Raw genomic sequence first — 13,363 nt, 5'->3', positions numbered from 1 at the left:
CGGAATGGCGTCGGGAAAGCGGCTCTCTGAACTGGGTCTGAAGGCGCGGGCCGGGCGCGATCCGGTGCTGAGCGGGATCACCCTGGACAGCCGGGCCGCAGGCCCGGGCATGCTGTTTGCGGCCCTGCCGGGCAGCGCGCGCCATGGTGCGGAATTCATCGAAACGGCGCTGGCGCAGGGGGCGGTGGCGGTGCTGACCGACACGGCCGGTGCGGCGCTGGCGGCCCCGGTGCTGGCCGGCTCCGAGGCGGCGCTGGTGGTTGCCGATGACCCGCGCGAGGCGCTGGCCTATGCCGCGGCCCTGTGGTTCGGCGCCCAGCCCCCGGTGATGGTCGCGGTGACCGGCACCAATGGCAAGACCTCGGTCGCCACCTTCACCCGGCAGATCTGGCAGGCGCTGGGCCGCAGCGCGATCAATATCGGCACGACCGGGGTTGAAGGCGACTGGACCGCGCCTTCCGCCCATACCACGCCCGACACGATCACGCTGCACCGCATGCTTTCCCAGGCCGCGGCGGCGGGCGTGACCCATGCCGCAATGGAAGCCTCCAGCCACGGGCTGGACCAGCGCCGGATGGAAGGGGTGCGGCTGGCCGCGGCCGGCTTTACCAACCTGACCCAGGATCACCTCGACTATCACGGCACGATGGAGGCCTATCTGCAGGCTAAGGCCGGGCTTTTCACCCGGCTTCTGCCGCCCGAGGGCGTGGCGGTGGTCAATCTTGACGGCGCCCGCGGCTCGGCCATTGCCGAGATCGGGCTGGACCGCGGGCTGGGCGTGATGACCGTGGGCAAGGGGCAGGGGGCCGACCTGCAGATCGCCGCGACCCGCCCCGATGCGACGGGCCAGGAAGTGCGCTATCTCTGGCAGGGCCAGGCCTTCCAGACCCGGCTGAACCTGATCGGCGCCTTCCAGGCCGAGAATGTGGCCCTGGCCGCCGGGCTGGCGATTGCCGCGGGCGAAAGGCCCGATGCGGTGCTGGGCGTGCTGCCGAAGCTGACCGGGGTGCGGGGCCGGATGCAACTGGCCGCAACCCGCCGCAACGGCGCCACGGTCTTTGTCGACTACGCCCATACGCCCGATGCGATCGCCACCGCTTTGCGCGCGCTGCGCCCGCATGTCATGGGCCGGATCGCGGTGGTCTTCGGCGCCGGCGGCGACCGCGACCGCGGCAAGCGCCCGCTGATGGGCCAGGCCGCGCGCGAAAACGCCGATCTGCTTTACGTCACCGATGACAATCCGCGCAGCGAAGATCCGGCGACGATCCGCGCCGCGATCCTGGCCGCCTGCCCCGACGCGCATGAGGTGGGCGACCGCGCCGAGGCGATCCTGCGCGCGGTCGACGCGCTGCAGCCGGGCGACGCGCTGCTGATCGCCGGCAAGGGCCATGAGACCGGCCAGGTGATCAAGGGCGATGTCTTCCCCTTCGACGATGTCGAACAGGCCTCGATCGCCGTCGCCGCGCTGGACGGGGTGATCTGATGTCCACCCGCCTTGCCCTTGCCCTGCGGCTGCCAGCCTTCCTCTCTGCAAAAATATCCTCGGGGGTCCGGGGGCAGACAGCCCCCGGCGCCTACCGTCCCGTCCCGCGTCAGAGGGCCCTGTCATGACCCCGCTCTGGACCTCTGCCGATGCTGCCGCCGCCACCGGCGGGCGCGCGCCCACCGACTGGGCGGCCACCGGCGTCTCGATCGACACCCGCACGCTGAAGCCGGGCGATCTGTTCGTGGCGCTGAAGGATGTGCGCGACGGCCATGATTTCGTGGCCCAGGCGCTAGCCAAGGGCGCCGCCGCCGCACTGGTCAGCCGCCGGCCCGAAGGCGTCGCCCCCGATGCGCCGCTTCTGATCGTCGATGACGTGCTGCAGGGGCTGGCCCGGTTGGGCGCCGCTGGGCGGGCGCGGACCCGGGCGCGGGTGATCGGCGTCACCGGCTCGGTCGGCAAGACCTCGACCAAGGAAATGCTGCGCGACGTGCTGTCGGGCCAGGGCCGGACCCATGTGGCCGAAGCCAGCTACAACAACCATTGGGGCGTGCCGCTGACGCTGGCGCGGATGCCGGCCGACACGGATTATGCGGTGATCGAGATCGGCATGAGCCATCCGGGCGAGATCGCGCCCCTGGCCCGCCTGGCCCGCCCGCATGTGGCGATGATCACCACGATCGCGCCGGCCCATCTGGAGGCCTTCGCCAGTGTCGAGGCGATCGCGGCCGAGAAAGCCTCGATCTTCCAGGGGCTTGAGCCGGGCGGCGTGGCTGTGATCAATGCCGATCTGCCGACCACGCCGCAACTTGTCGCCGCCGCCCGCGCGGCTGGCGCGACCCCCGTCACCTTCGGCGCGGCCGAAAGCGCCGACTGGCATCTGACCGAGACCCGGCTCTGCGCCGAGGCGACCGTCCTGCGCGCCAATCATGGGGCGCAGACCTTCCTGTTCAAGGTGGCCTCGCCGGGGCGGCATTTCGCGCTGAACGCGCTGGGCACGCTGGCCGCCGCCGCGGCACTGGGCGCCGATCCGATGATCGCCGCGCATGACATCGCCCGCTGGTCGCCGCCCGCCGGCCGTGGCCTGCGCGAGCGGATCCAGCTGGACATCGTCGAGGAAACCTTCTTCGACCTGATCGACGACGCCTTCAACGCCAATCCCGTCTCGCTGGCCGCCGCGTTGGACGTGCTTCTGGCCGCCCAGCCCACCGACGGCATCGGCCGGGTGGGCGGCGGGCGGCGCATCGCCATTCTGGGCGACATGCTGGAACTGGGCCCCGACGAGATCGCCATGCATCAGGCCGTGGCGCGCCATCCGGGCCTGGACGGCATCGCGCAGATCCATTGCGTCGGCCCCCGGATGCGGGCCCTGCACGACATCCTGCCGCGGCGCCAGCAAGGGCTTTGGGTCGCCACCGCCCCCGAACTGGCCGCGCGGGTGCGCGGGCTGATCGATGCGGGCGATGTGGTGCTGGTCAAGGGCTCCAAAGGATCGAAAGTCAGCCTCGTGGTCGAGGCGCTGAAGAAGCTGGGCCAGGCCCAGCCTGCACGGGAAGGGACCGAGTGAATGCTGTTCTGGCTTGCCGAACTCTCCGATAACGGAGGGTTCTTCAATCTCTTCCGCTACATCACCTTCCGGGCGGGGGCAGCTTTCGTCACGGCGCTGGTCTTCGGCTTCCTGTTCGGCCGGCCGCTGATCGACCTTCTGCGCCGCAAGCAGGGCAAGGGCCAGCCGATCCGCGATGACGGGCCGCAAAGCCATTTCGCCAAGGCCGGCACGCCCACGATGGGGGGCTTGCTGATCCTGTCGGCGCTGATGTTCTCGACGCTGCTCTGGGCGCGGCTGGACAGCCCCTATGTCTGGATCGTGGTGCTGGTGACGCTGGCCTTCGGGCTGATCGGTTTTGCCGATGACTATGCCAAAGTGTCCAAGCAGAACACCAAGGGCGTCTCGTCCAAGGTGCGGATGCTGCTGGGCCTGCTGATCGCGGCGCTCGCCACCTATGCGGCGGCGCGCTTCCACCCCGACGATCTGACCAACCAGCTGGCCTTCCCTTTCTTCAAGAATGCGCTTTTCAACCTGGGCATCTTCTTCGTGCCCTTCGGCATGATCGTGATCGTCGGCGCGGCCAATGCGGTGAACCTGACCGACGGGCTGGACGGGCTGGCGATCATGCCGGTGATGATCGCCGCCGCCACGCTGGGGATCATCGCCTATACGGTCGGCCGGGTCGACTTCACCCAGTATCTTGAGGTGCATTACGTCCCCGGCACCTCCGAGATCCTGGTCTTCTGCGCGGCGCTGTTCGGGGCGGGCATGGGGTTTCTGTGGTACAATGCCCCGCCGGCGGCCGTGTTCATGGGCGATACGGGCAGCCTTGCCCTGGGCGGCGCGCTGGGCGCCATCGCCGTCTGCACCAAGCACGAGCTGGTGCTGGCGATCGTGGGCGGGCTGTTCGTGGTCGAGGCGCTGTCGGTGATCATCCAGGTCGCCTATTTCAAGCGCACCGGCAAACGGGTGTTCCTGATGGCGCCGATCCACCACCATTTCGAAAAGAAGGGCTGGGCCGAGCCGCAGATCGTCATCCGCTTCTGGATCATCTCGCTGATCCTGGCCGCGGCGGGTCTGGCGACGCTGAAGGTCCGCTAAGGCGGTGCGCGAGACCGAGCTTTACCCGGCGCTGAAGGCCTATCTGCAGGCCCAGGGCTACGCGGTGAAGGCCGAGGTCGGCGCCTGCGACATCCTGGCCCGCCGCGGCGACGAGCCGCCGGTGGTGGTCGAGATGAAGACCTCGTTCTCGCTGGCGCTGGTGCTGCAGGGCGTGCAGCGACAATCGCTGTTCGCCGATGTCTATCTGGCGGTTCCGGTTTCGGGCGCGAAGGGCTGGCGGCTGCGCTATCGCGACATCCTGGCCCTGTGCCGCCGGCTGGGCCTGGGGCTGCTGGCGGTCGATCCGGCGACGGGGGCGGTGACGGCGCATCTGGACCCGGCCGCCTATCAGCCGCGGCTGCGCACGCAACGGGCAGGGCGGCTTCTGCGCGAATTCGACCGCAGGGTGGGCGATCCGAACGAGGGCGGCGCGGCCGCGGTCAAGCGGATGACGGCCTACCGCCAGGACGCGCTGCGCTGTGCGGCGCATCTGGCGGAAAGCGGGCCCGGCGCCCCGGCCGCTTTGGCCCGCGCAACCGGCGTGGCCAAGGCCGCCGCGATCCTGCGCGCCGACCATTACGGCTGGTTCGAGCGCATCGCCCGCGGCAGCTATGCGCTGACCCCCAAGGGCCAGGCGGCGCTGGCCGAGCATGCGCCCGCCCTGGCTGAATTGAAGGCTGTCGCGCAGCCGCAGGTTTCCGATGACGCTTGAGACGCTGATCGCCGATTGGGGCCTGCCGGCGCTGTTCCTGGGCGGGGTCTTCGAAGGCGACGGCGCCGGCATGGTCGGCGGCGCGCTGGCCCATCGCGGCGCCTTCCCGCTGCCTTCGGCCTGGGCCGCGATCTCGGCTGGCGCCTTCCTGGCCGATCAGGTCCTGTTCCAGATCGCCCGCCGGCATCGGCAGATGCCCCGTCTGCAGCGCCTTGCCGCCACAGCCGCCGCCGCCCCGCTGCTGGCGCTGGCCGCCCGCCGCCCCGCGCTGGCCTCGATGTCCTTCCGCTTCCTCTTCGGCATGCGCACGATCGGCCCGCTGGTTCTGGGCCTGTCCGCCATCCCGGCACGGCTTTACCTGGTGTTCAACCTGCTTGCGGTGGCGCTTTGGGGCGCGCTGGTCACCGCGCTGGGCTATGGCGCCGGCCATGTGCTGGAGCAGCTGTTCGGCCGGCTGGACACGGTCCGGCATCTGGGTCTGATCCTCGGGCTGACCGCCGCCCTGCTGGCCGCTGCTGCGTTTCTGCATCACCGGCTGCGCCGCCGGCGCGAAAAACCCTGACGGGCTCTTCCCCCGCGCCTTGCCCCTTCCTATCTGTCGCCCGACGGCGCCCCCCACCCGCGGCGGCGCCTGACGGAGCGTTTTTGTCAGAGACTGTGTCCAGAGCCTGACGCCGGGGCGAAGCGGCGTTCGTGAACCCCCGGGATGTGCCCTGCGCGCCCCCGGCGGGCCTTTTCACGCCCAATCTGGACAGTCCCATGAATATCTCTCGCGCCGAGCAGCGCGTTCTCCATGTCCTCGCCCTGGGGGGCGAGATCCGTCATTTCCGCGACAGCCGCGGCCACATCACCGAAGTCCTGTGCCATACCCGTGACGGGATGGTCCTGTCGGACCTAACCCTGCCGCTGTTCCGCAGGCTCAGGCAAAGAAAGCTGATCGCCAGCAAGGAGGGCGGGCCCTACCGCATCTCATATCTGGGCCGGCGCTCGGTGCGCGGCCAGCTTGACAACCAGGGATAGCGGGCAGGGACAGAGCGGAAGGGCAGGGGGTCAAAACCCCTTCCCCCTTCCTCTCTGTTCAAATATCCCACGGGGGTCCGGGGGTGTGATACCCCCGGCTTTCCCTGCTCGGAGGCATGCGATGATCCCCGTCATAGGCTACACAGGCGCGAAACTCGCCGTTCTGGGTCTGGGCCGCTCGGGCCTTGCCACTGCGCGGGCGCTGCAGGCCGCGGGCGCCGAGCCGCTGTTGTGGGATGACAGCCCCGAATCCCGCGCCAAGGCCGAGGCCGAGGGCTTCACCCTGACCGACCTGACCCGTCACGGCGCCTTTGACGGCGTGGCCGCGCTGATCACCAGCCCCGGCATCCCGCATCTTTACCCCCATCCGAACAAGATCATCGGCCGGGCACTGGAACTGGGCATTCCGGTCGACAACGATATCGGCCTGTTCTTCCGCAGCTATGCGACGCCCGAATGGGACAATTTCGAGACCGCGCCCAAGGTCGTGACTGTCACCGGCTCGAACGGAAAATCGACGACGACGGCGCTGATCCACCATATCCTGCAGGTCGCGGGGCGGCCCACGCAGATGGCCGGCAATATCGGCACGGGCGTCTTGTCGATCGACCCCGCGCGGGATGGCGAGGTGGTGGTGCTGGAGCTGTCCTCCTACCAGACCGATCTGGCGCGCGCCCTGACCCCCGATATCGCCGTCTTCACCAATCTTTCGCCCGACCACCTGGATCGCCACAATGGCATGGGCGGCTATTTCGCCGCCAAGCGCCGGCTGTTTGCCGAAGGCGGCCCGGACCGGGCCGTGGTGGGCGTGGATGAGGTCGAGGGTCAGTTCCTGGCCAATCAGCTGGCCGAAGGCCCCGCCGATGACCGGGTGATCCGCGTCTCGTCGGGCACGAAGCTGGAAGGCTTCGGCTGGTCGGTCTTTGCCCGCAAGGGCTTTCTCGCCGAATGGCGGCGTGGGCGGCAGGTTGCCTCCATCGACCTGCGCGAGATCGCGGGCCTGCCCGGCGCGCATAACCACCAGAATGCCTGCGCGGCCTATGCCGCCTGCCGCAGCCTGGGCCTGGCGCCGAAGCTGATCGAACAGGCGCTGCACAGCTTTGCCGGCCTGCCGCATCGCAGCCAGCTGGTGGGCGAGCGGGAAGGGGTGCGTTTCGTCAATGACAGCAAGGCCACCAATGTGGACAGCGCCGCCAAGGCCCTGCAGGCCTTCCCGAAGATCCGCTGGATTGCCGGCGGTCTGGGCAAAGAGGGCGGCATCGCCGGGCTGGTGCCCTATCTGTCCTCGGTCGAGAAGGCCTATCTGATCGGCCATTCCGCCCGCGACTTTGCCCTGCAGATCGGCGAGACCCCGCATGAGATCTGCGAGACGATGGAGCGCGCCGTCGCCCGCGCCGCGGCCGAGGCCCAGCCGGGCGAGGTGGTGCTGCTGGCCCCCGCGGCGGCCAGTTTCGACCAATATCCGAATTTCGAAAAGCGGGGCGAGGATTTCACCGCTTTGGTCCGGGCGCTGATTGGCTAGGGCTGGCGGGCCGATGGTTCGGCTTTTCAGGATCCGGGGCTTGCCCCGCGGCGGGACACATGCGACGCCAGCGCATGGATGACGATCACGGCCATCGCGCGACCTATGATCGCAGCGCCGCCGACTGGCACGCGGCGCGGCATGGCAGCTTTCCCGAACGCGCCTGGATCGACCGGGTCGCGGCAGGGCTGACGCCCGGGGCGGCGGTGCTGGATCTGGGCTGCGGCTCGGGCCATCCGGTCGCGGCGCATCTTCTGGCCCGGGGCCATGCGGTGACCGGGCTTGACCTGTCCGACCAGATGCTGGCCATCGCCCGCGACGCCCTGCCCGCCGGGCGCTGGATCCAGGGCGACATGCGGCTTTTGGCCCTGAGCGAGGTCTTCGCCGCCGTGATCGCCTGGGACAGTTTCTTCCACCTGACCGCGGGCGAGCAGCGCGCCACCCTTGGCCGGATTTCCGCCCATCTGGCGCCGGGCGGCCAATTCCTGACCACGGTCGGCCCCGATGCCGGCACCGCCTGGGGCGCGGTCTCGGGCGGGCCGGTGCATCACGCCAGCCTCTCGCCCGCCGGCTATGCCACAGCGCTGGAAGAGGCCGGGATGATCCTGCGCCGCTTCATTGCAGAAGATCCCGACACGGCCGGGCGCAGCGTGATCCTGGCGCAGAAGCGCCGCTAGATCCGCAATTCCGCCGATGTTTCGGCCAAAAGCCGGGCCGAGGCCGCCAGCGCCCGTGTTTCCTGCGCGTCCAGTTCCGGGATCAATTCGCCCACGATGCCGCCCGCGCCGACGATCCGCGGCAGCGACAGCGTGGCGCCCGTCACCCCCGCCACTTCGGGCGTGCGGATCGACACCGACAGGACCGCACGCTCATTGCCGCCGATCGCCCGCACGATCCGCGCCAGACCGGCGCCGATGCCGAACCAGGTGGCGCCCTTGCCCTCGATGATCCGATAGGCGGCGCGGCGCACGCCTTCGTCGATCCCGGCCACCACTTGCGGTGTGATCGGCCGGCCGATCTGCTCGGCAAAGGCACGCACCGGCACCGTGCCCGCCCGCGCCGAGGACCAGGCCAGGACCTCGCTGTCGCCATGTTCGCCCAGCACATAGGCGTGGAAGGATTGCGGCGCCACGTCCAGATGGCGGCCGAGAAGGCTGCGGAACCGCGCCGTATCCAGAATGGTGCCCGAGCCGATCACCCGTTCGGGCGGCAGGCCCGACAGGCGGGTCGCGATATCGGTCATGATGTCGACCGGGTTCGTGGCGATCAGCAGGATCGCCTCGGGCGCGACCCGGCCGATCTCGCCCAGGATTGCCGCGAAGACCTGGGCATTGCGCTCCAGCAGCGCCAGCCGCGTCTCGCCCGGCTTCTGGCTGACGCCCGCAGCCAGGATCACCACCCGCGCGCCCTCCAGCGCCGCGATCTCGGCCGCGCGCACGGTGACCGGCGCGCCGAAGGGCACGGCATGGGCGATATCTTCGGCCTGGGCCTGGGCAAGGGCGGCGTTCTTGTCGCACAGAAGGATCTCGCTTGCCGCCCCGGTCATCGCCAGCGCGAAGCCCGCCTGGGCGCCCACCGCGCCCGCCCCCACGATTCCAACCTTCATCGCCGCCTCCGCTGGCTGTCCCTGGCCAGCCTGACAGGCCTTGCCCCCGCCGCGCAACCCCGCCTGCCGATTTGTCAGCACTTCCCGCCCCTTCGCGCCCGCGCCCGCCGCGGCGCCCCGATTTTTCGTCGAAAAATCGGCCCCCGCCCGGCCGGTTTTCACGAAGCCGTCAGGAGAATGGCGCTTTCCTCGCAGGGCAAATGCCGCTACAGTTTCGCCCAAGAGCCCGGGGGGAACATCCGGGCCAGAGGCAGAAATCAAGGCGGTATCCCCATGACTGAGATGGTCTATGGTTCGTCCCCTATTGCGGTGCGCGATCCTGTGCTGCCGCGCTGGTGGCGCACGATCGACAAGTGGTCGCTGACCTCGGTCTTCGTGCTGTTCGGGATCGGGCTGTTGCTGGGCCTGGCCGCCTCGGTGCCGCTGGCCAGCCGCAACGGGCTGGAACCCTTCTATTATGTGCAGAAACAGGCGACCTTCGGCTGCCTGGGCCTGGCCGCGATGCTGGGCATCTCGATGATGCCGCCGGGCATGGTGCGCCGGCTGGGGATCATCGGCTTCGCGGTGGCCTTCATCCTGGTCATGGTGCTGCCGGTGGTGGGCCAGGATCACGGCAAGGGTGCGATCCGCTGGCTGTCGATCGGCGGCTTCTCGCTGCAGCCGTCGGAATTCCTGAAGCCCGGCTTCGTCATCGTCTCGGCCTGGCTGATGGCCGCGTCGCAGGATCTGAACGGCCCGCCGGGCAAGCTGATCTCGTTCATCCTGCTGATCGCCGTGGTGGGCTTTCTGGCCATGCAGCCCGATTTCGGCCAGTCGGCGCTGGTGGTCTTCGCCTGGGGCGTGGTCTATTTCACCGCCGGCGCGCCGATGCTGCTGATCGGGGTGATCGGCGGGTTGGTCGCCACGGCCGGCATGGTCTTCTACAATTCCTCGGAACACTTCGCCCGCCGCATCGACGGCTTCCTGTCGCCCGATGTCGATCCGCGCACCCAGCTGGGCTATGCCGCCAATGCGATCCAGGAGGGCGGCTTCTTCGGTGTGGGCGTGGGCGAGGGGCAGGTGAAATGGTCGCTGCCCGATGCGCATACCGACTTCATCATCGCCGTCGCGGCCGAGGAATACGGGCTGATCCTGGTCCTGTTCATCCTGGGCCTGTTCGGGGTCATCGTCGCCCGCTCGCTGATCCGGCTGATGGCCGAGCGCGACCCGTTCACCCGGCTGGCCGGGGCCGGTCTGGCGGCGGTCTTTGGCGTGCAGGCGATGATCAACATGGGTGTTGCGGTGCGGCTGCTGCCCGCCAAGGGCATGACGCTGCCCTTCGTGTCCTATGGCGGCTCGTCGGTCATCGCAGGCGGGATCACCGTCGGCATGCTGCTGGCGCTGACCCGGTCGCGCCCGCGCGATCGCATGGCCGAGATCTTCCGCCGCGGCCCTGCCGCCGGAGGGCGCTGATGGCCGAGCGGCTTCTTCTCATCGCGGCGGGCGGCACCGGCGGGCATATGTTTCCCGCCCAGGCGCTGGCCGAAGCGATGCTGGCGCGGGGCTGGCGGGTGAAGCTGTCGACCGATGACCGCGGCGCGCGCTATGCCGGCGGCTTTCCTGACGCTGTCAAGATTGAACGCCTGTCCTCGGCCACCTTCGCGCGGGGCGGGGCGCTGGCCAAGCTGGCCGTGCCCTTCCGCATCGCGGGCGGCGTCATCGCGGCCCTGTGGTCGCAGCTGACCGACCGGCCCGCCGTGGTGGTGGGCTTTGGCGGCTATCCGTCGATCCCGGCGCTGACGGCTGCGGTGATCCTGCGCCGACCGCGGATGATCCATGAACAGAATGGCGTCTTGGGCCGGGTCAATCAGATCTTTGCCAAACGGGTGCAGAAGATCGCCTGCGGCACCTGGCCCACGACCCTGCCCGAAGGGGTGGAAGGCGTGGCGACCGGCAATCCGGTGCGCCAATCCGTGCGCGACCGCGCCGGGGCGCCCTATATCGCGCCCGGCGATTATCCGATGAGCCTGGTGGTCATCGGCGGCAGCCAGGGCGCGCGCATCCTGTCGGATGTGGTCCCGGCCGCGGTGGCGCTGCTGCCCGCCGATCTGCGCGCCAATCTGCGCGTGGCCCATCAGGCGCGCGACGAAGATGCCACCCGCGCCGAGGCCGCCTATGAGGCGGCGGGTGTTCTGGCCGAGATCGCGCCCTTCTTCACCGACATTCCCCGTCGCCTGTCCGAGGCGCAGCTGGTGATCAGCCGCGCCGGCGCCTCGTCCATCGCCGATATCTCGACCATCGGCCGGCCCTCGGTGCTGATCCCCTATGCGGCGGCGGCGGCCGATCACCAAAGCGCCAATGCCCGCGGCCTGTCCGAGGCCGAGGCGGCGATCGTGATCCCGGAAAACCGGCTTGACGCGGCCACGCTTGCGGCGCAGATGGCGTCGGTTCTGCAAGACCCCGAAGGGGCCGAGCGCATGGCTGCCAATGCGCGGGCGGCCGGACGTCCCGATGCGACGGAACGGCTTGTCGCGCTGGTTGAAGAGTTGTCAGGAGACCCCGCATGAACGCCGCCGCGACCAAACTGCCGCTGGAACTGGGACCGATCCATTTCGTCGGCATCGGCGGCATCGGCATGTCGGGCATTGCCGAAGTGCTGATCACGCTGGGCTATCGGGTGCAGGGCTCGGATGCCAAGGCCTCGAAGATCACCGACCGGCTGGTCAAGCTGGGGGCCGCGTTTTTCGAGGGCCAGCGCGCCGAAAACCTGGGCGAGGCCGCGGTGGTGGTGATTTCCTCGGCGATCAAGAAGGGCAACCCGGAACTGGAGGAGGCGCGGCGCCGCAAGCTGCCGGTGGTGCGCCGGGCCGAGATGCTGGCCGAGCTGATGCGGATGCGGTCGAACATTGCCGTGGCCGGCACGCATGGCAAGACCACCACGACCACCATGGTGGCCACGCTGTTGGACAAGGGCGGCTTCGATCCGACCGTGATCAATGGCGGCGTGATCCATGCCTATGGCTCGAATGCGCGGGCCGGGGCAGGGGAATGGATGGTGGTCGAGGCCGACGAATCCGACGGCTCGTTCAACCGCCTGCCCGCGACGATCGCCATCGTCACCAATATCGACCCCGAGCATATGGAACATTGGGGCACGATCGAGAACCTGCGGAAGGGCTTTCTCGATTTCGTCTCGAACATTCCCTTCTATGGCGTGGCGGTCTGTTGCACCGACCATCCCGAAGTGCAGGCGCTGGTTGGGCGCGTCACCGACCGGCGGGTGGTGACTTTCGGCTTCAACACCCAGGCCGATGTGCGTGCGGTGAACCTGTCCTTCGAAAATGGCAATTCCCTGTTCGACATCCTGCTTCAGAACGAAGGGGAAGGTTCGAAAATTGAAGGCTGCACCCTGCCCATGCCGGGCAATCACAACGTCTCGAACGCCTTGGCGGCGGTGGCGGTGGCCCGGCATCTGGGGATGAAGAAGGATGAAATCCGCGAGGCGCTGGCGGGGTTCGCCGGCGTCAACCGCCGCTTCACCAAAGTCGGTGAGGTGAATGGCGTCACCATCATCGACGATTACGGCCATCACCCGGTGGAAATCGCCGCGGTGCTGAAGGCAGCCCGTCAGGCGGTGTCGGGCCGGCCCGGGGCGCGGGTGATCGCGGTCCATCAGCCGCACCGCTATTCGCGCCTGTCGAACCTGTTCGACGATTTCTGCACCTGTTTCAACGAGGCCGATGTCGTGGCCATCGCCGAGGTCTATGCCGCCGGCGAAGACCCGATCCCCGGCGCCAGCCGCGACGATCTGGTGGCGGGGCTGATCGCGCATGGCCATCGCCATGCCCGCGCGGTGATCGACGAGGCCGATCTGGCGCGGCTGTTCCGCGAACAGACAAGGCCGGGCGATATCTTCGTCTGCCTGGGCGCAGGGACGATCTCGGCCTGGGCGAATGCGCTGCCGGCGAAACTGCTGGGGAAAGCCGCATGATGCGGGACGACCGGGTCCGGCGCCGCCAGAACGCGCCTGCGCGTTCTGCAAATGCCTGCGACGGAATTTTTCACCGTCCGGGCCGGAAAGGGGCGCTGCAATGATGCCGCTTGCCTTGGCCTGTCTGTGGCTGATCGCCGCCAATCTGATCGCCATGCTGCCCTCGCGCGATCAGCATCTGCGCGCGGCCTATGGGCTGATCAGCATCGGAATTCCTTTGCTGGGCTGGGTCACCTGGGATCAGGGCCCGCTTCTTGGCCTGGCCTTCCTGACCGGCGGCGTGTCGGTCCTGCGCTGGCCGGTGCTGCTGTTCTGGCGCCGGCTGGGCCGCCCGCATCGCACCCCGGCCGAGTAATCCCCCACACGCTTTCCTTGCGTCAACGGTTGACCGCGCCCGTCG

The 13,363-nt window shown here is 69.1% G+C and carries 13 protein-coding genes; 12 read left to right on the top strand and 1 reads right to left on the bottom strand.

All coding sequences use genetic code 11. From position 1 onward, the window contains the following. Positions 1–4: 4 nt before the first annotated feature. From K1Y73_RS08545 to K1Y73_RS08510, 8 genes are all read left to right on the top strand, one after another. Entirely contained in the window at positions 5–1,483 is a 1,479-nt protein-coding gene (locus tag K1Y73_RS08545; RefSeq protein WP_225027868.1) for a UDP-N-acetylmuramoyl-L-alanyl-D-glutamate--2,6-diaminopimelate ligase, read from the top strand. 124 nt (positions 1,484–1,607) lie between these two features. Further along, on the top strand, positions 1,608–3,050 hold the full coding sequence (locus tag K1Y73_RS08540; protein WP_225027867.1) for a UDP-N-acetylmuramoyl-tripeptide--D-alanyl-D-alanine ligase: 1,443 nt from the start codon (positions 1,608–1,610) through the stop codon (positions 3,048–3,050). Further along, positions 3,051–4,133 (top strand): phospho-N-acetylmuramoyl-pentapeptide-transferase, encoded by a 1,083-nt coding sequence (gene mraY / locus K1Y73_RS08535; protein ID WP_225027866.1) that lies wholly within the window; start codon positions 3,051–3,053, stop codon positions 4,131–4,133. Positions 4,134–4,137: 4 nt separating this feature from the next. Then, positions 4,138–4,845, top strand: coding sequence for a DUF2161 domain-containing phosphodiesterase (locus K1Y73_RS08530; RefSeq protein ID WP_225027865.1), 708 nt, complete (start codon positions 4,138–4,140; stop codon positions 4,843–4,845). Next, positions 4,835–5,407 (top strand): DedA family protein, encoded by a 573-nt coding sequence (locus K1Y73_RS08525; protein ID WP_225027864.1) that lies wholly within the window; start codon positions 4,835–4,837, stop codon positions 5,405–5,407. Before K1Y73_RS08530 ends, K1Y73_RS08525 begins: the two co-directional genes overlap by 11 nt. Positions 5,408–5,604: 197 nt before the next feature. Next, positions 5,605–5,865 carry a YjhX family toxin gene (locus K1Y73_RS08520; RefSeq protein ID WP_225027863.1) on the top strand — a complete coding sequence of 87 codons (261 nt, stop codon included), beginning with the start codon at positions 5,605–5,607 and terminating at the stop codon, positions 5,863–5,865. 121 nt (positions 5,866–5,986) lie between these two features. Then, entirely contained in the window at positions 5,987–7,387 is a 1,401-nt protein-coding gene (gene murD / locus K1Y73_RS08515) for a UDP-N-acetylmuramoyl-L-alanine--D-glutamate ligase (protein WP_225027862.1), read from the top strand. A 59-nt stretch (positions 7,388–7,446) separates the two neighbouring features. Beyond that, positions 7,447–8,064 carry a class I SAM-dependent DNA methyltransferase gene (locus K1Y73_RS08510; RefSeq protein WP_225027861.1) on the top strand — a complete coding sequence of 206 codons (618 nt, stop codon included), beginning with the start codon at positions 7,447–7,449 and terminating at the stop codon, positions 8,062–8,064. Here K1Y73_RS08510 and K1Y73_RS08505 read toward each other — a convergent pair. Then, positions 8,061–8,993 (bottom strand): L-lactate dehydrogenase, encoded by a 933-nt coding sequence (locus tag K1Y73_RS08505; RefSeq protein WP_225027860.1) that lies wholly within the window; start codon positions 8,991–8,993, stop codon positions 8,061–8,063. The two genes, K1Y73_RS08510 and K1Y73_RS08505, sit on opposite strands and share 4 nt — an antisense overlap. Before the next feature lie 273 nt (positions 8,994–9,266). Between K1Y73_RS08505 and ftsW the strand changes: the two genes are divergently transcribed. From ftsW to K1Y73_RS08485, 4 genes are all read left to right on the top strand, one after another. After that, positions 9,267–10,445 (top strand): putative lipid II flippase FtsW, encoded by a 1,179-nt coding sequence (gene ftsW / locus K1Y73_RS08500; RefSeq protein WP_225027859.1) that lies wholly within the window; start codon positions 9,267–9,269, stop codon positions 10,443–10,445. Next, on the top strand, positions 10,445–11,539 hold the full coding sequence (locus tag K1Y73_RS08495; protein WP_225027858.1) for a UDP-N-acetylglucosamine--N-acetylmuramyl-(pentapeptide) pyrophosphoryl-undecaprenol N-acetylglucosamine transferase: 1,095 nt from the start codon (positions 10,445–10,447) through the stop codon (positions 11,537–11,539). Before ftsW ends, K1Y73_RS08495 begins: the two co-directional genes overlap by 1 nt. Further along, positions 11,536–12,963 (top strand): UDP-N-acetylmuramate--L-alanine ligase, encoded by a 1,428-nt coding sequence (murC, locus tag K1Y73_RS08490; RefSeq protein ID WP_225027857.1) that lies wholly within the window; start codon positions 11,536–11,538, stop codon positions 12,961–12,963. The genes K1Y73_RS08495 and murC overlap by 4 nt, the downstream gene beginning before the upstream one ends. Before the next feature lie 100 nt (positions 12,964–13,063). Next, positions 13,064–13,318, top strand: a complete 255-nt coding sequence (locus K1Y73_RS08485) for a DUF2484 family protein (RefSeq protein ID WP_225027856.1) — start codon at positions 13,064–13,066, stop codon at positions 13,316–13,318. Positions 13,319–13,363: the final 45 nt, after the last annotated feature.

Origin of the sequence: Xinfangfangia pollutisoli (assembly GCF_020179405.1) — a bacterium.
In the GTDB taxonomy this organism is placed as follows: Bacteria; Pseudomonadota; Alphaproteobacteria; order Rhodobacterales; family Rhodobacteraceae; genus Pseudogemmobacter; species Pseudogemmobacter pollutisoli.
Note: the sequence above shows the minus strand (reverse complement) of the source record. Positions and strands in the feature narration are given on the sequence as shown.

What these genes read in the sequence shown, in the direction of transcription:
- K1Y73_RS08545 (WP_225027868.1), top strand. Translation starts at nt 5, where the DNA reads ATGGCGTCGGGAAAGCGGCTCTCTGAACTGGGTCTGAAGGCGCGGGCC.
- K1Y73_RS08540 (WP_225027867.1), top strand. Translation starts at nt 1,608, where the DNA reads ATGACCCCGCTCTGGACCTCTGCCGATGCTGCCGCCGCCACCGGCGGG.
- mraY (WP_225027866.1), top strand. Translation starts at nt 3,051, where the DNA reads ATGCTGTTCTGGCTTGCCGAACTCTCCGATAACGGAGGGTTCTTCAAT.
- K1Y73_RS08525 (WP_225027864.1), top strand. Translation starts at nt 4,835, where the DNA reads ATGACGCTTGAGACGCTGATCGCCGATTGGGGCCTGCCGGCGCTGTTC.
- K1Y73_RS08520 (WP_225027863.1), top strand. Translation starts at nt 5,605, where the DNA reads ATGAATATCTCTCGCGCCGAGCAGCGCGTTCTCCATGTCCTCGCCCTG.
- murD (WP_225027862.1), top strand. Translation starts at nt 5,987, where the DNA reads ATGATCCCCGTCATAGGCTACACAGGCGCGAAACTCGCCGTTCTGGGT.
- K1Y73_RS08510 (WP_225027861.1), top strand. Translation starts at nt 7,447, where the DNA reads ATGCGACGCCAGCGCATGGATGACGATCACGGCCATCGCGCGACCTAT.
- K1Y73_RS08505 (WP_225027860.1), bottom strand. Translation starts at nt 8,993, where the DNA reads ATGAAGGTTGGAATCGTGGGGGCGGGCGCGGTGGGCGCCCAGGCGGGC.
- ftsW (WP_225027859.1), top strand. Translation starts at nt 9,267, where the DNA reads ATGACTGAGATGGTCTATGGTTCGTCCCCTATTGCGGTGCGCGATCCT.
- K1Y73_RS08495 (WP_225027858.1), top strand. Translation starts at nt 10,445, where the DNA reads ATGGCCGAGCGGCTTCTTCTCATCGCGGCGGGCGGCACCGGCGGGCAT.
- murC (WP_225027857.1), top strand. Translation starts at nt 11,536, where the DNA reads ATGAACGCCGCCGCGACCAAACTGCCGCTGGAACTGGGACCGATCCAT.
- K1Y73_RS08485 (WP_225027856.1), top strand. Translation starts at nt 13,064, where the DNA reads ATGATGCCGCTTGCCTTGGCCTGTCTGTGGCTGATCGCCGCCAATCTG.